This window comes from Streptomyces sp. AF1A, assembly GCF_047340315.1.
Classification (GTDB): domain Bacteria; phylum Actinomycetota; class Actinomycetes; order Streptomycetales; family Streptomycetaceae; genus Streptomyces.
In genome coordinates this window covers 1-19,878 of the sequence record NZ_JBLEBI010000128.1, presented here as the reverse complement: position 1 = coordinate 19,878, position 19,878 = coordinate 1, and the positions used below count along the sequence as shown (strand labels likewise).

Genomic DNA, 19,878 nt, shown 5'->3' with positions numbered 1-19,878 from the left:
GTGCGCCGGCCGGCCGGGTTGCTGCGCACGCCGGCCGCCTGACCCGGGGGCCAGGTCCCGGCGCGGATCCGCACCGGGTCCACCCGGGCCGGGGCAGTGTCGGTCCCCCGGCATATCCTGATCCGGAGTGGCCATCGGCTGACGAAGGGGTCCGAAGGTGCCGTCGATGCTCGATGCGGTCGTAGTGGGTGCGGGGCCGAACGGACTGACGGCTGCCGTGGAGCTGGCGCGCCGCGGCTTCTCCGTCGCCCTGTTCGAGGCGAAGTCCACCGTGGGCGGCGGCGCCCGCACGGAGGAGCTGACCCTGCCCGGGTTCCGGCACGACCCGTGCTCGGCCGCCCATCCCCTCGGCATCAACTCGCCGGCCTTCCGCGCCCTGCCCCTGGAGCGGTACGGCCTCCAGTGGCTGCACGCCGGCCTGCCCATGGCGCACCCGTTCCCGGACGGCACCGCTGCCGTGCTGTCCCGGTCGGTCGCCGAGACCGCCGCCTCCTTCGGACCGCGCGACGCGGGCGCCTACCGCAGGCTGGTCGGGCCGCTGCTCACCCGCTGGGACACGCTCGTACGGGACTTCATGTCGCTTCCGTCGAGCGCACTGCCGCGCGACCCGGTCACCCTGGCCCGCTTCGGCCTGGCCGGGCTGCCGCCGTCCACCTGGCTGATGCGCCGGTTCCGGGACGAGCGGATCAAAACCCTCTTCGCCGGTCTGGTCGCGCACGTCATGGCCCCGCTCGACGGGTTCGCCACCGGCGCCGTCGGCCTGGTCTTCGCGCTGGCCGCGCACGCCCGCGGCTGGCCGGTGCCCCGCGGCGGCTCCCAGGCCATCTCCGACGCCCTCGCCGCCTACCTGCGGGACCTGGGCGGCGCCGTGCACACCGACTACGAGGTCAAGCGGCTGGACGACCTGCCTCCGGCGCGCGCCTACGTCTTCGACACCTCGCCCGCCGCGCTCGCCCGCATCGCCGGCTTCGGCGGCTACTACGACCGCTTCCGCTACGGCCCCAGCGTCTTCAAGATCGACTACGCGCTGGACGGCCCGGTGCCCTGGACCGCGCCCGAGGCGCGCGTCGCCGGCACCGTGCAGATCGGCGCGAGCCAGGCCGAGATCGGCGCCGCCCTGCGCGCCGCCTCCCGCGAGGGCCGCGCCCCGGACAGGCCCTTCATGATCACCGTGCAGCCCAGCGTGGCCGACCCGACCCGGGCCCCCGAGGGCAAGCAGGTCTTCTGGGCGTACGGCCATGTACCCAATGGCTGGTCCGGCGATCTCACCGACGCCATGGAGCGCCAGCTGGAGCGCTTCGCCCCCGGTTTCCGCGACCGCGTGCTCGCCCGCGCCGTCGCGGGCCCCGCCGAGATGGCCGCCCGCAACGCCAACTACGTCGGCGGGGACATCGCCTGCGGCGCGGCCTCGGGACTCCAGCTGCTGCTGCGCCCCCGGCTGTCCCTGTTCCCGTACCACACCCCTCATCCGGCCGTCTTCATCTGCTCCTCGGCCACCCCGCCGGGGCCCGGCGTGCACGGCATGTCGGGGCACAACGCGGCCAAGGCCGTCTGGCGCAGGCTCCGGCAGTCATGACCACCATCACCCTCGTCCAGGGCGACATCACCCGGCAGAGCGCCGACGCGATCGTCAACGCGGCCAACTCCTCGCTGCTGGGCGGCGGGGGCGTGGACGGCGCGATCCACCGCCGCGGCGGCCCCGCCATCCTGGCCGAGTGCCGCAGGCTGCGTGCCTCCCGATACGGCGACGGCCTGCCCACCGGCCAGGCCGTCGCCACCACGGCCGGACAGCTCGACGCCCGCTGGGTGATCCACACCGTCGGCCCCGTCTTCAGCCCGGAAGAGGACCGCTCCGGACTCCTCGCCTCCTGCTACCGCGCGTGCCTGCGCGTCGCCGACGAACTGGGCGCCCGCACGGTGGCGTTCCCGGCCGTCTCCACCGGGGTGTACCGGTGGCCGATGGAGGACGCCGCCCGGATCGCGCTCGACACGGTCCGCGGCACGCCGACGGCGGTCGAGGAGGTCCGCTTCGTGCTCTTCGACGAGCGGGCGTACGAGGTGTTCGCGCGGCAGACACCCTGAGTTGCCTGTCTCTTGGCACGGTCGAAACCGTGCCGGACCGGCAACCTCCGGGCACGAATCCGGAATGGCCGATCGAGCATCGCATAACAGGAGCAAGTAGCCTGCTGAGCAGGGGAGTTGCCGCGGCTTACGCGTGCGGAGGTTCCCCTAATCGGGTGATAGCATCCCCGCGTCTGTGACCTTGGTCCCCCTCGGCCCCGGGCGTCGTGGCAGGACCAGGTTGAACCAGTTCTCGCGGTGCCCTTCCGCCAACGGCCGCAGGCTATACGCCAGGAAAGGTTTCCATGTTTCGAGACGCACTTGTCTGGTGCCTGGTTGCAGTGGCGGCGATAGCCGTCGCCGCGGCCCTGGTCCTCAGTCGCCGCGCGAAGGCCATAGCGGCGAAGAAGGCCCAGACCGAGGCCGTCCTCACTCAGCGACTGAGCGAGGCCGACGGCCAACTGGCCGCCTTACACGTAGAGTTGAACCAGCACCGGACCGAGCACGCCAAGACCATCCAGGAAGCCGAAGAGGCGGCCGAGGACAGCACCAAGGCAGTCCTCAAGGGCTCCGCGCGCTTTCTGCAGAGCCTCGCCGCGGAGCAGCTGACCCTGCTGGAGGAGATCCAGCGCAAGTACGGCGGTCACTCCGTGCTCGGCGACCTGCTCGAAGTCAGCCACGCCAACGCCCAGATGGCCCGCAAGGCGCAGGGCATCGCGGTGATGTGCGGTGCGCCGCTGGGCCGCCGCAGCAGGGCCGCGAGCGTGTACGACGTCGTGCGCAGCGCCCAGGGGCAGATCCGCAACTTCCGGCGCGTGGAGATCATGCAGCAGACCGGATTCGCGCTGAAGGCGTCGGCCGTCTCGCCCGTCGCCCTCGCCGTGGCGGAGCTGCTCGACAACGCTGCCAGCTTCTCCCAGCAGGGCTCGCCCATCGAAGTCACGTTCCAGCGCGTGCAGAAGAACCTGTGCATCGTCATCGACGACGCCGGTGTCGGCATGAACGACGAGGAGCGGCAGAAGGCGAGCGCGCTGCTCTCCGGCGAGTACCGCCCCCGGCTGTCGCAGCTGGGCAACCAGCCGAAGTTCGGCTTCCCCGTGATCGGCCTCCTCGCGCAGCAGTACGGCTTCCGGGTGGACGTCACCGGGGTCTCCCGCTACGGCGGTGTGCGCGCGGTCGTCCTGCTGCCGGAGGAGCTGTGGACGGAAGAGGAGACGCCCTCGGTGGAGGATGCGCAGTCCGGTGTCGCGCGCGGCGCGGCCGCCCGGCCGGAGCCCGTGGCACGCACCGCGAACGGCCTGCCCCGGCGCGGCGCGCGCCAGGTGCCCATCGCCAGCGTCCGCGACGAGGACGCCACCGCGCCGGCCGACGCGGCGACGGAGGACACCGGGCGTGCGGCCGGCCGGAGCCTGGGAGCCTTCCAGCGCGGCACGCTCTCGGGCCGCAACCTCACCGCGGCACCGTCCGAAGGGTCCGATGACGCATGACCACAGACCTGTCGTGGATGCTCGAGGACATCGTGGCCAATGTGCCCAAGGCACGCCACGCCGTCCTGCTGTCCGCGGACGGCCTTCCCCGTGGTGCGACCGACGGCATGTCAGAGAAGGACGTGCGGACGATCTCCGCCGCCATGGCGGGCATGCAGTCGCTCAGCCGCGCGACCTCCCACTTCGCCGGGCCGGGGGAGGACAGGCAGTGGAACCAGACGATCATCGAGTTCTCGCACGGGTGGATCTTCCTCATCGGCGCCGGGCAGGGGGCCTATCTGGCCGCGGCTGCGGCACCGGACGTGGACATGCAGCAGATCTCCTTCCGCATGCACCGGCTCGTCGCCCGGCTCGGCAACAACCTCACCTCGCCGCCCCGGGTGCACGCCGAGGACGGCGGACAGGACCGCGGCCGGCACGGCGGGGCGGCGGGGAGCGGCAGCGGAATCCCGATCGCCGACCTCGACGAGGTGATCGGTGAGGTGCACGGCGCCCGGCACGCGGTGCTGCTCGGCGCCGACGGCCTGCCCCGCGGCGCGACCTCGGGCATGAGCCAGGACCTCGCGGACACCATCTCGGCGGCCATGACCGGCATCCACGCCTACAGCCGGGCCACGGCCCAGTTCGCCGGTGTCCAGCAGGACGCGGCCTGGCGCCAGACGGTCATCGAGTTCCAGCACGGGTGGATCTTCCTGATCGCGGCCGGCCGCGGCGCCTTCCTGGCGGCGGCCGCTCAGCACGACGCCGACATCGAGGAGTTCACCACCCGGCTGCATCAGGTCGTGCCGAGCCTGGGCGCCCATCTGGCACCGCGCGGGGAGGCGAGCCGCACGTGAGCGACGAGCCGGACGAGGAACTGGAGCTGACCTCGGCGTTAGTCCCGCTCTTCGTGATCGCGAACGGGGGCTCCCTGCCCCCGGAGCACGCCTACGAGCGAACGGCCCTGGTGTCCGCGAGCGAGGGCGCCGCCGCCTCGGTGCGCACGCTCTCGCCGGAGGCCCGCCAGGTTCTGGACCTCGTCATGGACGGCTTCCTGTCCGTGGCCGAGGTGGCCGCCCACACGCATCTGCCGCTGGGGGTCGTACGGATCCTCCTGGCGCAGATGGAGGACAGCGGTCTGATCGTCGTGCGGAAACCCGTTCCGCGCGCCGAACGTGTCGACCGAGATGTGCTGAACGCCGTGCTCGACGGCCTCAGAGCCCGATTCGGAGCGTGATTCGTGTACCTGGATTCAGGCGTCCGCACCGCGGTGAAGGTGCTCGTGGTGGGGCACTTCGGCGTCGGCAAGACCACGTGCATCGGCAGCATCTCGGAGATCGAGCCGCTGCGGACGGAGGAAGAGATCACCGAGGCCAGCGAGGGGTTCGACGACCTGTCGGGCACCCCCGACAAGACCACCACCACGGTCGCCATGGACTTCGGCCGCCTCACCATCAACGACGAGGTGGTGCTGTACCTGTTCGGCACGCCCGGCCAGGAGCGCTTCAAGGAGATGTGGGAGGAGCTGTCCCGGGGCGCCCTGGGCGCGCTCGTCCTCGTCGACCCCGAGCGGCTCTCCGAGTCCTTCCCCGTGCTCGACCTGGTGGAGCGGTTCGGTCTGACCTACGCCATCGGCGTCAACCACTTCGACGGCACGCCCGGCTACCCGCTCGAGGAGGTGCGCGAGGCGCTCAACCTGTCCGCGTCCACCCCCGTCGTCCCCTGCGACGTCCGCGACCAGCAGTCAGCGGCCCACGCCCTCATCACCCTCGTGCGCCACCTACTGTCCCTCATCGACTAGGAGCCCCCCGCTCATGCAGCAGCGATCCGGCATGCAGGGGCCACCCCCCGGGTGCCCCGCGCACGGCAACGTCCAGCTCTACGGCCCCCAGTTCGGTTCCGATCCCGACGGCCACTACGCCCACCTGCGCTCGCTCGGCCCGAGCGCCCCGGTCGACATCGCGCCGGGCGTCCAGGTCGAGCTGGTCACCAGCTATGACGCCGCCCTGTACATCCTGCAGAACCCCGCGTCGTTCGTCCGCGACGCGCGGCGCTGGAACGCGCTCAACGAGGGCCGCGTCCCCGAGGACAGCCCGGCGCTGCCCATGATGGCGTACCGGCCCAACGCGCTGTTCAGCGACGGCGCGGCGCACGCCCGGCTGCGCCAGGCCGTCACCGACAGCCTGGCCACGGTCAACGAGCTGCAGCTGGTGCGCCAGACGCAGGCCTCGGCCGACTACCTGATCAGCCGCTTCAGCTCCGAGCGGCTCGGCCAGGCCGAGTTGATGGCGGAGTACGCGCAGCCGCTGCCGCTGCTGGTCTTCAGCGACCTGTTCGGCTGCCCTCCGGAGATCGGCGACCGGGTCATCACCGGCATCAGCGGCATCTTCGCCGGCACCCAGGGCGCCGACCAGGTGCTGGGGGAGGCGCTGGCGGAGCTGATCGCCATCAAGCGCCGGACCCCGGGCGAGGACCTGACGACCCGTCTGATGCAGCACGAGGCGCAGCTGTCCGACGAGGAGGTACTGCACCAGCTGGTGACCCTGCTCTCCGGGGGCACCGCGCCGCTGGCCGCGGCGATCGGCACCAGCAGCGCGCTGATCCTCGGCGAGGAGTGGCGGTCCGGGCTGCCGGTGGAGGACGCCGTCACCCAGGTCCTGTGGAACTACGCGCCCATCGCCAACTACGCCGTCCACTACCCCACGCACGACGTGGAGTTGGGCGGACGCGTGCTCAGGGCGAACGACCCGGTGCTGATCTCCTTCGCGGCCGCCAACACCGACCCCCGGCTGGCCGAGCACCGCGAACAGCTCAGCGCCAAGGCCCACCTCGCCTTCGGCGCCGGGCCGCACGCCTGCCCCGCCAAGGACCCGGCGTTCCAGATCGCCGTCACCGCCGTGGAGTCCCTCCTCAACCGGCTCCCCGACATCGAGGTCCGCGCCCCCTTCAAGGACTTGAGCTGGGTGCCGGCCCCCTGGAGCCGGTCCCTGGTGGCGCTGCCGGTCCGGTTCAGCCCGCGCACCATCGCGCCGGCGCCCGCTCGGAAAGCGGAACCGCGCGCAGCCGCCCCGGAAACCCCGGCCGCGGCCGCGCCCCGGTCGGCGCAGCAGGGCGCGCCGAAGCACAAACCCGGCCTGTTCAGCCGCTTCCTGGCATGGACCAGGGGAGAGTGACGAAGGCAACTTCATCATTGAATAGTCCGATTGTATGTGCGCATCAAGCGGAGGGTATGCATGGCGGCTGATGCCTAGGTGAAGAAAGGGCCGTAGTGGAGACTGCGACAACTCCGCCAGCTGACAGACGTTTTGCCGTCTCGCTCTTCTCCCGACTGCGGACGGCGAAGGGACAGGCCAACCCGTTCCCGATCTACGCGGAGCTCCGCTCCCGGGGTGAGGTGGCCGCCGCACCCTGGGGCGGACACCTCGTCACCGGATTCGACGTGTGCGACCAGGTCCTGCGCAGCAGGGCCTGGCTGGAGCCCGATGCGCGATGGCGCGAGCAGCAGGGGGACGGCACCCGCTGGATGGCGCCCTCCTCCCGGGAGATGAGCCGCACCCTGCCCGCCCTCAACCCCCCGGAGCACACCTTGGTGCGGCGCTCGGCGGGCATGTTCGACCGCGGCACTCTGGAGGAACTGCGCGGCACCGTGGCCCGGTTCACCACCCGGCTCCTCGACACCCTCGCCGAGCGGCTGCACGACGGCGAGGCCGACTTCAACGCCCTGGTCGGCGAGGAGTTGCCGGTCGCCGCCATCGGGCACTGGCTCGGGCTGCCCACCGCCGACTTCCCCAGGCTGCGCGAGCTGACGCACGACCAGGTGTTCACCCAGGAACTCCTGCCGTCCGCCAGCCAGTTGGCGCTGTCGGACGCGGCCACCGCCGAACTGCGCGACTACTTCACGGATCTGGTGCGCGAGCGGCGCGCTCATCCGGGGGAGGACCCCGTCTCCCGCTGGATACGGGTGTGGGACACCATGGAGAGCGACCGCGACAGGGCCGACCGGGCGGTCTACTTCCTCGCCCTGTTCGTCCTGCTGGCCGCCCTGGAGACCACCTCCACGCTGCTGTCCACCATGACCCTGCTGGTCCTGGAGCACCCTCGGCAGTGGCACCGGCTCACGCTCCAGCCCGACCTGGTGCCCGCCGCCGTCGAAGAATCGTTGCGCTACGACCCGCCCACCCATGTGATCAGCCGGGTCGCCTCGCAGGACTGCGTGCTGGGCGGCGTCGAGGTCCGCAAGGACGAGATGGTCCACCTGATGGTCGGGGCGGCCAACCGCGACCCGGCCCGGCACGAGGACCCCGAGCTGTTCAACCTGCACCGCAGACCGGGGCACCTCGCGTTCAGCGGCGGCATCCACTACTGCCTCGGGGCACCGCTGGCCCGCCTGGAGGCCCAGACCCTGCTCCACCACCTGGTCACGCGCTTCCCGCGCCTGACCCTCGTGCGCCGGCCGACGTGGGCCCCGCGCGTGGCTTTCCGACGACTGCTGAACCTGGACGTCACCCTCTCATGACCGACACAGCCGACATGGCCGATCCGTACCGCCCGTTCGTCTGCAAGGCGCTCCGCGCCGACCTGGACGGTGCCGTCCTCCGGGTCGAGCTGGGCGCCTCGCCGCAGGACGGCACGCTGACCGTCGCCGCCCTCGACGACCTCCTCGCCCTGCTCGACGGCCTCCACGAGCGGCCGGACGTCAGGGTCCTGCTCCTCACGGCGGCCGGCGACGACTTCTCCCTCGGCGCCGAGCGCACCGAGTACCAGGCGGCGCTCGCGGACGACCCCAGCGGCGCCGCGCTGCGCCGTATCGCCGACAAGGCGTACCGGGTGTGCGACGCCCTGGAGAGCACCCACGCGGTCACCATCGCCCGGCTCCAGGGCAAGGTCATCGGCGCCGGACTCGCCCTGGCCTCCTACTGCGACCTGCGCGCGGGCGCGGAGGACTGCCGGTTCCGCATGCCCGAGATCGGCCTCGGCCTGCCGCCCGCGTGGGGCGGCGCCATGGGCCGGCTGATCGCCGAGGCGGGCGCCGCCCGGATCCGCGAACTCATGCTCACCTGCGAGGTGTTCGACGCGGCCACCGCCCACCGGATCGGCCTGCTGCACAAGGTCGCTCCGCCGGGCGGACTGGACGCGGTGATCAGCGCCTGGACGAGACCGCTGGTGCGGCGCCCGCCCGAGGCCCTGACCCTCACCAAGCGCATGCTGACCGGCTACGCCCGCGCCGCCCGCACCGCCGACGTGGCCCTGCTCGACGCCCACCTGCTCACCGGCGGGCTGGGCCTGGCGTCGCGTACCTGACCGGGCAGGCCCGGCTCACCGGTGCGCCGAGGCCGCTTTGGCCCGGGAGCGGTAGACGACGTAGGGGCGCACGACATAGCCGAGGGGGACGGCGAAGGCGTGCACCAGGCGGCTGAAGGGCCACAGCGCGAACAGGGCCAGGGCCAGCAGGGCATGGCACTGGTACACGAGCGGTGCGTGCGCCATGGCGCCGACGTCGGGATCGAGCGCGAACAGGCTGCGGAACCAGACGGCGACGCCCAGCCGGTAGTCGTAGGGGTTGGTCACCGAGGAGGCGGTGGCGGTCAGGCCCGCGAGCAGGACCAGCGCGAGCAGCGGGAGGACCGCCCGGTCGCTGCGGCTGCTCGCGCGCCGTACGGCGGGCACCCGCAGCCGGCGGTACAGCAGCAGCCCGAGGCCGGTGGCCGCGGCGAGGCCCGCCGCACCGCCCATGCCCAGGGCGACCGCGTGATACTGGGCCTCGCTGATCCGCAGCCGCCGGGTCAGCGACTCCGGGACCAGCAGGCCCATCACATGTCCGCCGGCGACGAGGAACAGGGCGTAGTGGAACAGCGGCCCCGCCACCCGCAGCAGCCGGGACTCGTGGAGCTGGCTGGAGCGGGTGGTGAAGCCGAAGCGGTCGTACCGGTAGCGCCAGGCCGTGCCGGCGACCAGCACGGCGAGGGCGAGGTAGGGCAGCACGCCCCACAGCGCGATCCGCAGATGTGTCATCGGCGTACTCCTTCGTCGCCCCGGGCGTGCGGGAGCGGGTACGGCACGGGAGCCGGGCGTTCCTGCGGGGGAACCGGCGCCGGCGGTGCGGCCGGCAGCGTGGCCCGGACCGCGCGGACCACGTCGGCATAGCCGCTGCCGTAGGCGTCGAGGCCGCGGGCGAGCAGGTCGAGGGCGCCGCGGTGCTCGGCCAGCACCGCCCGGCCCGGCGCGGGGCAGCGCGCCGCGAACTCCAGCATGGCGGGGAGGTGGTCGGGCAGTTCCCCCCGGGCCGGTTCCCAGCCGTGCTGCCGGTAACGGGCCTTGAGCGCGGCGAGGGAGGCGCCCCGGCGGCGGGTGTCACCATCGGTGTAGTGGGTCAGGTACAGGGTGCGGCGGCGGCTGCGGTCGAAGGTCGCCACGTAGCGCGCCGACAGCTCCAGTTGCGGGACGCCCGCCGTGGACCGGCAGAACGCCCGCAGCAACTCGATGTGCGTGCCCGGGAGTCGTCCGAGGGCCTCGGCGACGCGGTCCCGGCGTTCCGGCCAGTCCTCGCCGGGGTGGTCGAGGAGCAGGGCGGCGGCCTGGTGCACCACCCGGAGCAGCTGGCTCACCGCGCCGCTCCTCCACCGTCGGGGAACAGGCCGCGCGGGCGGCCCCGGCCGTCCCAGTTCAGCAGGTTGACTCGGCCGCGCAGCGCGCCGCCGCCCGTCCCGGCGGCGGCGGGCGGCGCGTGGAAGGCCGCCGCGTCGAGCATCCCGGGCCCTCCCGCGTGGTCCAGGCTGCAGCCGGCCCCGGCGGAGCCGTCCGCGCCGGCGCCGGCGGCGTACGCGGTCGGGACGACGTAGCGCTCCTCGTACTTGGCGAGCGCCAGCAGCCGGTACATCGCCTCCAGGGCAGGTTCCGTCAGGCCCACGCCGCGGGCGATGGCGGGGTCGCGTTCCTCGCCGAGGTTGACGCGCCGCATGTGCGCCCGCATCGCGGCCAGCCGGCACAGCGCTGCCTCCACGGGGGCGGGGTCGCCCGCGGTGAACAGCCCGGCGAGATAGCCGAGGGGGATGCGCAGCGCGTCGATCGCGCCGAAGAGCGCCGACGGGTCCTCGCCGTCGTGGCCGCTGCGGGTGAGCGCCTCGACGACGGGCGAGAGCGGCGGCACGTACCAGACCATCGGCATCGTCCGGTACTCCGGGTGCAGCGGCAGCGCGATCCGGTAGGTGGTGATCAGGTCCCGGACCGGGGAGCGGCGGGCCGCGGTGATCCAGTCGTGCGGGATGCCCGACTGCTCGGCCGCCCGCACCACCGCCGGGTCGTACGGGTCGAGGAAGCAGCCCAACTGGGCCTCGTACAGGTCGCGTTCCTCGGGCACGGCGGCCGCCTCGCCGACCCGGTCGGCGTCGTACAGCATGACGCCGAGGTAGCGCAGCCGGCCCACGCAGGTCTCCGAGCACACGGTGGGCTCGCCGGCCTCGATCCGCGGATAGCAGAAGGTGCACTTCTCGGCCTTGCCGGTGGCGTGGTTGAAGTACACCTTCTTGTACGGGCAGCCGCTCACGCACATCCGCCAGCCGCGGCAGCGGTCCTGGTCGACCAGGACGATGCCGTCCTCGATCCGCTTGTACAGCGCGCCGGACGGGCAGACCGCCACGCACGTGGGGTTGAGGCAGTGCTCGCAGATGCGCGGCAGATGGAACATGAACGCCTGCTCGTACTCCAGCCGGACCCGCTCGTTCATCTGCCGCAGCACGGGGTCGCCGGCCAGGTGGTCCGGGCCGCCGCCGAGGTCGTCGTCCCAGTTGGGGCCCCAGGTGACGGCGGTGGGGCGGCCGTCGATCAGGGAGCGCGGGCGGGCCGTGGGCAGGTCGTCGCCGAGCGGGGCCGAGATCAGGGTGTCGTAGTCGTAGGTCCACGGCTCGTAGTAGTCGTCCAACGAGGGCAGTTCGGGGTTGGCGAACAGCCGTGCCAGTCGGCGGGCCCGGCCCCCGGCGCGCGGTACCAGCCGGCCCCGGGCGTCCCGCCGCCAGCCGCCGCGCCAGCGCTCCTGGTCCTCGTGCCCGCGGGGGTAGCCCTGCCCGGGGCGGGTCTCGACGTTGTTGAACCACGCGTACTCGGTGCCCCTGCGGTTGGTCCAGGTCTGTTTGCAGGTGACCGAGCAGGTGTGGCAGCCGATGCACTTGTCGAGGTTCATGACCATGGCGACCTGTGCCATACAGCGCATGTCAGTACTGCACCTCCTGCGCGCGGCGGCGGATCACGGTGCGGGCGTCGCGCTGGTTGCCGGTGGGGCCGTAGTAGTTCGGGGCGAACGACAACTGGGCGTAGCCGCCGATGAGATGGGTGGGCTTGACGAGGATGCGGGTGAGGGCGTTGTGGACACCGCCGCGCCGGCCGGTGGCCGCGGAGCGCGGCACGTTCACCAGGCGCTCCTGCACGTGGTACATGAACACGGTGCCGGGCGGCATGCGGTGCGAGACCACCGCGCGGGCCACCACCACCCCGTTGGGGTTGACCGCCTCCACCCAGTCGTTGTCGGCGGCGCCGATCGCCTCGGCGTCGGCGACGCTCAGCCAGATGACCGGCCCGCCGCGGGCCAGGGTCTGCATGATCAGGTTCTCCTGGTACTCCGAGTGGATCGACCACTTGGAGTGCGGGGTGAGATAGCGGACCTCCACCTCGCGCTCACCGGCGTACAGCGCCGGCGAGAGGTCCAGGGGCGGCCGGTAGACGGGCAGTTGCTCGCCCAGTTCGGCCATCCAGTCGTGGTCGAGATAGAAGTGCTGGCGGCCCGTCAGGGTATGCCAGGGCTTGAGGTGCTCGGTGTTGACCGTGAAGGGCGAGTAGCGCCGGTCGGGGGCCTCCTTGCCGGACCACTCGAAGCTGGTGCCGACCTGCACCGGCCGGTCCTGGGTGTCGGAGAACACCACGCGCCGCTCGTGCACCGCCTCGGCGAGCGCCGCGAACCCGCTGCCCGGGCCGCACCGCTCGGCGAGCCGCTCGAACCCCTCGGCCGCCAGGCGCCCGTTGGTGGTGCCGGACAGCGCGAGAATCGCCTCGCACAGCTTGACGTCGGTGTCCAGCAGCGGCCGCCCGCCCGCCGCCCCGGAGCGGGCGGTGCCGCAGCGGGCGGCCAGCCAGCGGGCCTCCGCCACCGGCCGCACGGTGACGCCCTTCACCGTCATGCCGTGCTCCTCGACGAGCGGTCCGAGCGCGGCGAGCCGCTCCGCGACGGCGCCGTAGTCGCGCTCGACCACGGTGAAGTGCGGGAGATTGCGTCCGGGCCGGGGGGTGCCGCCCTCGCGCCAGTCGGACGCCGTGCCGCCGGGCTGGGCGGTCTCGCCGGGGGTGTCGTGCTGCTGGGGGGTGGCCACCAGGTCGTACGCCGTGCCCAGCCGGTCCCGGGCGAGTTCGCTGAACCGGGCGGCCAGCGCGTGGAAGGTCTCGAAGTCCGTGCGGGCCTCCCAGGGGGGGCTGATCGCCGGCGAGAACGCGTGCACGTAGGGGTGCATGTCGGTGCTGGACAGGTCGTGCTTCTCGTACCAGGTGGCGGCCGGGAGCACCAGGTCGGCCATGAGCGTGGTCGACGTCATCCGGAAGTCCAGCGCGAGCAGCAGGTCGAGCTTGCCGCGCGGCGCCTCGGCGTGCCAGACGACGTCCCGCGGCCGGGCCTCGGGCGGCGCCTGTTCGGCCTGCGCGTTGTCGCTCGCGCCCAGCAGATGGCGCAGGAAGAACTCGTTGCCCTTGGCCGAGGAGCCGATCAGGTTGGCCCGCCAGACGGTGAGCACGCGCGGCCAGTTGGCCGGGTCGTCCGGATCCTCGCACGCGAACCCCAGTTTCCCGGAGGCGAGTTGGGCGGCGACCCACTCGTCCGGCTCGTGCCCGCTGTCCCGCACCGCGCGGCCCAGCTCCAGCGGGTTCGCCGTGAAGGCGGGCGCGGTGGGCATCCAGCCGAGCCGCATCGACTGGGCCACCAGGTCCGCCGTGTGCCGCCCGGCGAACAGGCCCCGGCCGGTGGGCGAGGCGAGCGCGTCGGCGCCGTGCGGGTCGTAGCGCCACTGGTCGGTGTGCAGGTACCAGTACGGCGTCCCCGCCATCTGCCGGGACGGGCGCACCCAGTCGGCGGCCGACTGCAGCTGCTGCCAGCCGGTGTACGGGCGCACCTTCTCCTGGCCGACGTAGTGCGCCCAGCCGCCGCCGTTGACGCCCTGGCAGCCGGTGAGCAGCAGCAGGGTGAGGAAGGAGCGGTAGATCGTGTCCGAGTGGAACCAGTGGTTGGTGCCGGCGCCCATCACGATCATGCAGCGGCCGCGGCTCTTCTCCGCGGTGTCCGCGAACTCCCGGGCCAGGCGCTCCACCGCGGCGGCCGGCACCGAGGTGATCGCCTCCTGCCAGGCGGGCGTGTACGGCTGCGCCGCGTCCGCGTAGCCGGTGGGCCACGCCCCGGGCAGCCCCTCGCGGCCGACGCCGTACTGGGCGAGCAGCAGGTCGAACACGGTCGTGACCCGCCGTCCGGCCAGCTCGCGCACCGGCACCCCGCGGACCGCGGGCGGCTGCCCGTCGAAGCGGGGCAGCAGCACCCGGGCGGTCGCCATGCCCGGTCCGTACAAGGTGAGTTCGGGGTCGAGGTCGCCGAGGTCCAGGTTCCAGCGGCCCTCGCCGCGCTTGGACCAGCGTTCGCCCAGGGTGCCGTTGGGGACGACCGGGCGGCCGGATGCGGCGTCCAGGAGCACCGGCTTCCACGCGGCCTCCTCCTCGTCCTCCTCGCCGAGCCCGAGCACGGCCGCCGTGACGAACTTGCCCGGCACCAGGCCGTCGTCCCGCTCCTCGAGCTCCACCAGGAAGGGCAGGTCGGTGAAGCGGCGGACGTAGTCGGCGAAGTACGGCACCCGCCGCCGCACGAAGCACTCGGTGAGGATCACGTGCCCCATCGCCAGCGCCAGGGCGCCGTCGGTGCCCGGATGCGGATGCAGCCACTCGTCCGCGAACTTGGTCGCGTCGGAGTAGTCCGGGGACACCACCACGACCTTCTGCCCGCGATAGCGGGCCTCGGCCATCCAGTGGGCGTCCGGCGTCCTGGTCACCGGCACGTTGGAGCCCCACAGCATCAGATACGCGGCGTCCCACCAGTCCCCGGACTCCGGTACGTCCGTCTGGTCGCCGAAGACCTGTGGCGAGGCGATCGGCAGGTCGGCGTACCAGTCGTAGAACGACAGCATCGGCGCGCCGATCAGGGACATGAACCGCGCGCCGACCGCGTGCGAGGCCATCGACATCGCCGGGATCGGGGAGAACCCGGCGATCCGGTCGGGGCCGTGCGCGGCGATGGTGTGCACGTGCGCCGCCGCCGCGATCTCCAGCGCCTCCTCCCAGCCGATGCGCACCAGGCCGCCCTTGCCGCGCGCCGACTGGTAGCGCCGCCGTTTCTCCGGGTCCCCGGTCACCTCGGCCCACGCGGCCACGGGATCGCCGAGCCGGTCGCGGGCCTCGCGGTACAACTCCAGGAGCACACCCCGCACATGCGGGTGGCGCACCCGGGTGGGCGAGTAGGTGTACCAGGAGAACGAGGCGCCTCGTGGGCAGCCCCGCGGCTCGTACTCGGGCCGGTCCGGCCCGGTCGACGGATAGTCCGTCTCCTGGGTCTCCCAGGTGATCAGGCCGTCCTTGACGTACACCTTCCACGAGCACGAACCGGTGCAGTTCACGCCGTGGGTGGAGCGCACCACCCTGTCGTGGGCCCAGCGCTCCCGGTAGGGCGCGTCGTTGACGGCCTGATCGGTGCGGAACACCGCTCTCAGATCGGGAGTCGACGCGGTGCGCCGCAGTATCCCGCCGGCCCGCAGCAACTGGTCGGCGGCGAGAGCCGCCACCCGTTCCGCTTCCCGCCGGGCACCGCGCCGTCCCACGTGGTCACTCCTCTCCGAAGCCGGTGGTTCCGCTTCCACCACCCTGCGCCATCGTCGCGCTTCGGAGTCGAGTGACTACGCACTGTTGATCGTGCCTAGAACGGACTTTTTCTTGCCCTTTGCAATAGTTGTGTTCGCCATGAACCGTCAGGTCGTGGCCGTGGCCGGAACCCGCCGGGTCCGCAGCCTGAGGACCCGCTCGGCGTGGTGCTCCTCGTGCAGGTCGATGCGGCGGGCGGTGAGCAGGTGACGCAGGCTGATGATGCCCTCGACGCGCGGGCGCTCCTCCCGGCTGACCACCAGCAGCCGCGTGACCTCGTGCCGTGCCATGCGGTTGGCGAGCGCGCGCAGGGTCTCGTCGGGGTGGCCCACGACGGCGGGCCGGGCCAGCTCACGCAGCGGGGTGGGGTCGGCGGGGTCCGCGTGGATCAGCTGCCCGCGCGTGACGACGCCGGCCAGGTCGCCGTCCGGGCCCAGCACCGGGTACAGGCGCTGGGCGAGCAGCCCGTCGGGATCGCCCGCGTCGTGTGCGGCGCGCAGCAGCGCGGTGACCTCGCCGGCGGTGCGGCCGGCGTCCAGGGTGACCCCGGCGGGCGTCTCCAGCTGCCGCACCAGGTGCACCTCGAGCGGGTCCACGGAGTACTCGCGGGTGAGGTGCAGACCCCGCCGGGCGAGCTTCTCGGTGAGCACGGACCGCTTCAGCAGCACCACCGAGAGGAGATAGGCGGACGACGCCGTGATGACCATGGGGATCAGCGCGTTGACCTCATGGGTGAGCTCCAGGCAGAAGACGATGCCGGTGAGCGGGGAGCGCATCACTCCGCCGAGCACCCCGGCGAGCGAGACCAGCGCCCAGAACCCGGGGCTGACGTGCGGGAAGACCAGGGCCTCGGCCGCTCCCAGGGCGCCGCCGACCATGAACATCGGGGCGAGCACGCCGCCGGAGGTGCCCGAACCCAGGGACAGGCCCCAGATGAGGGTCTTGACCACGAGGATGCCGATGATCAGTCCGGTCGTGGCGTGCCCGGTGAGCAGCGCGCCGATGACGTCGTACCCGACTCCGAGCGCGCGCGGCTCGACCAGGCCGCCCAGGCCGATCACGGCGCCGCCGATCGCCGGCCACCACATCCAGTGGATGCGCAACCGGGAGAACGCGTCCTCGGAGAAGTAGACGAGGGCGGTGGCGCCCACCGCGAGCAGTCCGGCCGCCGCGCCCGCGACCAGGCACAGCCCGTAGGCCGGCATGGCGATATGGGCGGGCACGTGGGCGCCGCCGAACAGCGGGTCGGTGCCGAGGATCGGCCCGCGCACCAGGGTGGCGGTGACGGCGGCGACGGCGACCGGGAGGTAGGAGCGGGGCCGCCACTCGAACAGGAGCAGCTCCACCGCGAGCAGGATGGAGGCGAGCGGCGCGTTGAAGGTCGCCGCCATCCCCGCCGCCGAGCCCGCGACCAGCAGCGCCTTGCGCTCGTCCGTGGTCACCCGCAGGAACTGCGCCAGCAGGGAGCCGACCGCCCCGCCGGTCATGATGATCGGGCCCTCCGCACCGAACGGCCCGCCGGTGCCGATGGATATCGCGGCCGAGGCGGGCTTCAGCACGGCGACGCGCGGCTGCACCCGGCTGCCGCCCACGAGGATCGACTCGATGGCCTCGGGCATGCCGTGGCCGCGAATCTTCTCGGAGCCGTAGCGCGCCATCAGCCCGATGACCAGGCCGCCCACCACCGGCATCACCAGCACCAGCCATCGGTGCGGGGTGTCGGCGGGCACGGCGGAGCCGAAGGAGAACCGGCCGTGGAAGCACACGTTCGTGATCAGCGCGATCAGCTTCAGCAGCCCGGCCGCCACCAGCGCGGCGGCGGCTCCGACGGGCACGGCCAGCGCGGTGATGACGACGACCCGCGGGGGCACGTGGAAGTCGCCGAGGTGCGGGATCTTCAGGGACGGCAGATGCCGGGTGGGGGAGTGGGCTCTCGTGGCGGTCTTTGCGGACATGGTGGCTCCGTCGTCGTGAGGGTGCGGCGGCAGGGGCTGGTCGCGGGCAGCGCTGACCGCGAAAGGAAAAGGGCATGGGCATGGCCGACGGACGCGCCTCGTCGCGCGTCCGCCGAAGAGCAGGGGGCCGGGCTGTCAGCCGGTCACGGCAGCAGCACGGACCGAGTCGACCCGCCCGGAGCGCAGGATGCGCATCCGGTGACCGCCGCACACCCGGCAGGTGTTCGCCGTGAGCGGGGAGGGCACCCGTGGACCGCCGGGCACCTGATACTGGGTGCGCAGGCGGCCCTGGGCGTCCCGGACATGCAGGATGTCGTAGGCGCCCTCCCAGGCGTGCCCGCAGCGCAGGCACACGAACGCATAGGCTTCGCGTATCGGCTCGGATCTCATCGTCATCACCTCTGCACCGGAGTCGTCGCGCCCGCACGACCCGGTAGCCCGTAGCTTATCATTGCATTCTGCAATGGTCACCTGGGGTGACGGGGGGCACCCGAATCGTGGACGGTTCAGCAGGAGTGCAAGGAGTCGAGGAGTCCATGACGCGGCAGGACGGCGGCGACAGCGGCCCGCAGCGCGCCCCGGCGCACGAGAGCGCCTCCGACGAGGCACTGGACCGGGAGGCGGAGCAGGTGACCCTGGCGGTGATGGCGGCCTCCCGGCTGATCGTGGCGCTCTCCGCCCGCGCCCTCGCCTCCGTCGACGTGCCGCTGACCCTGCCCCAGCTGCGCTCCCTGGTTGCCCTGCACGGCTGCGGCCCGATCAAGCTGGCCGCCATGGCCGCCACGCTGGGCGTCACGCCGTCCACCGCGCTGCGCATGGTCGAGCGCCTGGAGACGCTCGGCCTCACCGACCGGCGGGTCAACCCGGACAACCGCCGCGAGGTCGTGCTGCGGCTGACCACCGCGGGGGAGGAGCTGGTGGACCGCGTGCTGAGCCACCGGCGTGCCGAGATCCGCGCGCTCGTCGGGCGCCTGCCCGAACGGGAGCGGGCCGGGCTCGTGCCCGCGCTCACCGCGCTGACGGCGGCCGCGGGCAGCCTGGACCCCGGCCTGGACCCGGACGCCGAGGCGGGCCGGCTCGCCGGCATGGTGGACGATCCGCTGAACCCGGCCCCCTGACGGGGCCGCGGCGGCCGCGACCGGCAACCGTGACATCATCGGCCCGGGTCGGGACCCCGGCCGTGCGCGGCGTACCCTTCACAGCCGTATTCACCGCCGTACCCTTCGCAGCCGTAGCACCCCCCTCAGCCGCACAAGGAGCACGATGAACCCCGCTCTCACCGCCCCCGCGGTGGGCACCGCCCTGCTGGACGACTTCTCACTGGAGATGACCGGCAAGGACGTGCCCGGGCTGGAGGAGGCGCAGGGCAGCATTCCGCGGGGCACCCGCATCAACATCACCTTTCTCGCGGGCGAGGACCACGGCATGCGGCTGGCGGCGGCCCGCGCGGTCAAACGGCTCGGCTTCGTCCCCGTGCCGCACATCTCCGCGCGCCGCCTGCCCTCCCGCGGCGCCCTGGAGGAGTTCCTGTCCGGGCTGGCCGCGGACGGCACCGCGGGCAATGTCTTCGTCGTCGGCGGCGACCCCGCCCGGCCCGAGGGACCGTACGAGGACGCCCTCGCCGTCATCCGCACCGGACTGCTGCAGCGCCACGGCGTCCGGCACATCGGCATCAGCGGCTATCCGGAGGGCCACCCCGCGATCACCGATCACACGCTGTGGTCGGCGCTCACCGACAAGGCGGCGGCGATCCGCGCCCACCGGTTCACCGGCGACGTCATCACCCAGTTCGGCTTCGACGCCGACGCGGTGCTCGGCTGGCTGGAGGCCGTGCGCGCCCGGGGCGTGCATCTGCCCGTGCGCATCGGCGTGCCCGGCCCGGCGGGCGTGCGCCGGCTGCTCGGCTACGCCACCCGGTTCGGCGTCGCCACCAGCGCCTCGGTCGCCCGCAAGTACGGCTTCTCGCTGACCAACCTGATGGGCACGACCGGCCCGGACCGCTTCCTGCACGCGCTGGCCGGCCGCTACGACCCCACGCGGCACGGCGAGGTCAAGGTGCACTTCTACACCTTCGGCGGCCTGCGGGCCACGTCGGAGTGGATCAACGGGTTCCGCCTGCGCGGCTGACCCGGCGAGACCGCCGGCCCCGGGGAGCGGGACGCTCGACCGGCGGCCGGTGTGCTGCCGTCGTACCGCCCGCCTGGAGGGATCTCAGCGGGCGGCCCTCCCCCGGAGCACCGCCCGCGCGGCGCCCACCAGCAGCGGGCCCGAGGCCAGCACGGCGGCCAGGGCACCGAAGCCGTAGGTGAGGGTCGCTGTGGAGGCGACGGCGGCGACCAGCAGGGGGCCGCCCGCGTCGCCCAGTTCGCGGCCCAGTTCCGCGGCGCCCATGGTCTGGCCCAGCCGCTCGCGGGGCGTGGCCGAGGCGAGGGCCGCGAAGCCGAGCGGGGTGATCAGGCCGGTGCCGG

17 protein-coding genes and 1 pseudogene are annotated in these 19,878 nt (G+C 73.0%); 11 read left to right on the top strand and 7 right to left on the bottom strand.

The features are described 5' to 3' along the window. Nucleotides 1–157 precede the first annotated feature (157 nt). The 9 genes from ACLU3S_RS26700 to ACLU3S_RS26660 all read left to right on the top strand — a co-directional run bounded on the left by ACLU3S_RS26700 (nucleotide 158) and on the right by ACLU3S_RS26660 (nucleotide 8,828). Complete coding sequence (locus ACLU3S_RS26700) at nucleotides 158–1,576, top strand: phytoene desaturase family protein (protein ID WP_413954499.1); 1,419 nt, start codon at nucleotides 158–160, stop codon at nucleotides 1,574–1,576. Then, the gene (locus ACLU3S_RS26695) at nucleotides 1,573–2,082 is read left to right on the top strand and encodes an O-acetyl-ADP-ribose deacetylase (RefSeq protein WP_413954498.1); all 510 of its coding nucleotides are present in this window, start codon (nucleotides 1,573–1,575) and stop codon (nucleotides 2,080–2,082) included. Before ACLU3S_RS26700 ends, ACLU3S_RS26695 begins: the two co-directional genes overlap by 4 nt. Before the next feature lie 284 nt (nucleotides 2,083–2,366). Further along, nucleotides 2,367–3,548, top strand: a complete 1,182-nt coding sequence (locus tag ACLU3S_RS26690; RefSeq protein ID WP_413954497.1) for an ATP-binding protein — start codon at nucleotides 2,367–2,369, stop codon at nucleotides 3,546–3,548. Then, nucleotides 3,545–4,384, top strand: a complete 840-nt coding sequence (locus ACLU3S_RS26685; RefSeq protein WP_413954496.1) for a roadblock/LC7 domain-containing protein — start codon at nucleotides 3,545–3,547, stop codon at nucleotides 4,382–4,384. Before ACLU3S_RS26690 ends, ACLU3S_RS26685 begins: the two co-directional genes overlap by 4 nt. Then, nucleotides 4,381–4,764 carry a DUF742 domain-containing protein gene (locus ACLU3S_RS26680; protein WP_413954495.1) on the top strand — a complete coding sequence of 128 codons (384 nt, stop codon included), beginning with the start codon at nucleotides 4,381–4,383 and terminating at the stop codon, nucleotides 4,762–4,764. The genes ACLU3S_RS26685 and ACLU3S_RS26680 overlap by 4 nt, the downstream gene beginning before the upstream one ends. 3 nt (nucleotides 4,765–4,767) lie before the next feature. Continuing rightward, the gene (locus ACLU3S_RS26675; RefSeq protein ID WP_413954494.1) at nucleotides 4,768–5,328 is read left to right on the top strand and encodes a GTP-binding protein; all 561 of its coding nucleotides are present in this window, start codon (nucleotides 4,768–4,770) and stop codon (nucleotides 5,326–5,328) included. A 13-nt stretch (nucleotides 5,329–5,341) separates the two neighbouring features. Further along, the gene (locus ACLU3S_RS26670) at nucleotides 5,342–6,700 is read left to right on the top strand and encodes a cytochrome P450 (protein WP_413954493.1); all 1,359 of its coding nucleotides are present in this window, start codon (nucleotides 5,342–5,344) and stop codon (nucleotides 6,698–6,700) included. A gap of 95 nt (nucleotides 6,701–6,795) precedes the next feature. Then, complete coding sequence (locus ACLU3S_RS26665) at nucleotides 6,796–8,043, top strand: cytochrome P450 (protein WP_413954492.1); 1,248 nt, start codon at nucleotides 6,796–6,798, stop codon at nucleotides 8,041–8,043. After that, complete coding sequence (locus ACLU3S_RS26660) at nucleotides 8,040–8,828, top strand: enoyl-CoA hydratase/isomerase family protein (RefSeq protein WP_413954491.1); 789 nt, start codon at nucleotides 8,040–8,042, stop codon at nucleotides 8,826–8,828. Before ACLU3S_RS26665 ends, ACLU3S_RS26660 begins: the two co-directional genes overlap by 4 nt. 15 nt (nucleotides 8,829–8,843) lie before the next feature. On the opposite strand, the gene narI is transcribed toward ACLU3S_RS26660, so the two are convergent. The 6 genes from narI to ACLU3S_RS26630 all read right to left on the bottom strand — a co-directional run bounded on the left by narI (nucleotide 8,844) and on the right by ACLU3S_RS26630 (nucleotide 17,800). Then, on the bottom strand, nucleotides 8,844–9,539 hold the full coding sequence (narI, locus tag ACLU3S_RS26655; RefSeq protein ID WP_413954490.1) for a respiratory nitrate reductase subunit gamma: 696 nt from the start codon (nucleotides 9,537–9,539) through the stop codon (nucleotides 8,844–8,846). Next, on the bottom strand, nucleotides 9,536–10,132 hold the full coding sequence (gene narJ / locus ACLU3S_RS26650; protein WP_413954489.1) for a nitrate reductase molybdenum cofactor assembly chaperone: 597 nt from the start codon (nucleotides 10,130–10,132) through the stop codon (nucleotides 9,536–9,538). The genes narI and narJ overlap by 4 nt, the downstream gene beginning before the upstream one ends. Beyond that, the gene (gene narH, locus ACLU3S_RS26645; RefSeq protein WP_413954488.1) at nucleotides 10,129–11,733 is read right to left on the bottom strand and encodes a nitrate reductase subunit beta; all 1,605 of its coding nucleotides are present in this window, start codon (nucleotides 11,731–11,733) and stop codon (nucleotides 10,129–10,131) included. The genes narJ and narH overlap by 4 nt, the downstream gene beginning before the upstream one ends. A 1-nt stretch (nucleotide 11,734) precedes the next feature. After that, entirely contained in the window at nucleotides 11,735–15,415 is a 3,681-nt protein-coding gene (locus ACLU3S_RS26640) for a nitrate reductase subunit alpha (protein ID WP_413954487.1), read from the bottom strand. A 147-nt stretch (nucleotides 15,416–15,562) separates the two neighbouring features. After that, nucleotides 15,563–17,410, bottom strand: a complete 1,848-nt coding sequence (locus ACLU3S_RS26635) for a chloride channel protein (protein WP_413954486.1) — start codon at nucleotides 17,408–17,410, stop codon at nucleotides 15,563–15,565. A gap of 135 nt (nucleotides 17,411–17,545) precedes the next feature. Next, nucleotides 17,546–17,800: a hypothetical protein gene (locus ACLU3S_RS26630; RefSeq protein ID WP_413954485.1), complete on the bottom strand. Its 255-nt coding sequence runs from the start codon at nucleotides 17,798–17,800 to the stop codon at nucleotides 17,546–17,548. Between the two features lie 146 nt (nucleotides 17,801–17,946). Between ACLU3S_RS26630 and ACLU3S_RS26625 the strand changes: the two genes are divergently transcribed. After that, nucleotides 17,947–18,528 (top strand): MarR family winged helix-turn-helix transcriptional regulator, encoded by a 582-nt coding sequence (locus ACLU3S_RS26625; RefSeq protein ID WP_413954484.1) that lies wholly within the window; start codon nucleotides 17,947–17,949, stop codon nucleotides 18,526–18,528. A 145-nt stretch (nucleotides 18,529–18,673) separates the two neighbouring features. Then, nucleotides 18,674–19,537, top strand: a complete 864-nt coding sequence (locus tag ACLU3S_RS26620; protein ID WP_413954483.1) for a methylenetetrahydrofolate reductase — start codon at nucleotides 18,674–18,676, stop codon at nucleotides 19,535–19,537. An 84-nt stretch (nucleotides 19,538–19,621) separates the two neighbouring features. On the opposite strand, the pseudogene ACLU3S_RS26615 reads toward ACLU3S_RS26620, so the two are convergent. Further along, nucleotides 19,622–19,878 (bottom strand): annotated as a pseudogene (locus tag ACLU3S_RS26615) (MFS transporter); the annotation flags it as partial.

Coding starts and splice junctions, on each gene's coding strand:
- ACLU3S_RS26670 (WP_413954493.1), top strand. CDS start 5,342: ATGCAGCAGCGATCCGGCATGCAGGGGCCACCCCCCGGGTGCCCCGCG.
- narH (WP_413954488.1), bottom strand. CDS start 11,733: ATGCGCTGTATGGCACAGGTCGCCATGGTCATGAACCTCGACAAGTGC.
- narI (WP_413954490.1), bottom strand. CDS start 9,539: ATGACACATCTGCGGATCGCGCTGTGGGGCGTGCTGCCCTACCTCGCC.
- ACLU3S_RS26690 (WP_413954497.1), top strand. CDS start 2,367: ATGTTTCGAGACGCACTTGTCTGGTGCCTGGTTGCAGTGGCGGCGATA.
- ACLU3S_RS26660 (WP_413954491.1), top strand. CDS start 8,040: ATGACCGACACAGCCGACATGGCCGATCCGTACCGCCCGTTCGTCTGC.
- ACLU3S_RS26630 (WP_413954485.1), bottom strand. CDS start 17,800: ATGAGATCCGAGCCGATACGCGAAGCCTATGCGTTCGTGTGCCTGCGC.
- ACLU3S_RS26620 (WP_413954483.1), top strand. CDS start 18,674: ATGAACCCCGCTCTCACCGCCCCCGCGGTGGGCACCGCCCTGCTGGAC.
- ACLU3S_RS26685 (WP_413954496.1), top strand. CDS start 3,545: ATGACCACAGACCTGTCGTGGATGCTCGAGGACATCGTGGCCAATGTG.
- ACLU3S_RS26695 (WP_413954498.1), top strand. CDS start 1,573: ATGACCACCATCACCCTCGTCCAGGGCGACATCACCCGGCAGAGCGCC.
- ACLU3S_RS26635 (WP_413954486.1), bottom strand. CDS start 17,410: ATGTCCGCAAAGACCGCCACGAGAGCCCACTCCCCCACCCGGCATCTG.
- ACLU3S_RS26625 (WP_413954484.1), top strand. CDS start 17,947: ATGACGCGGCAGGACGGCGGCGACAGCGGCCCGCAGCGCGCCCCGGCG.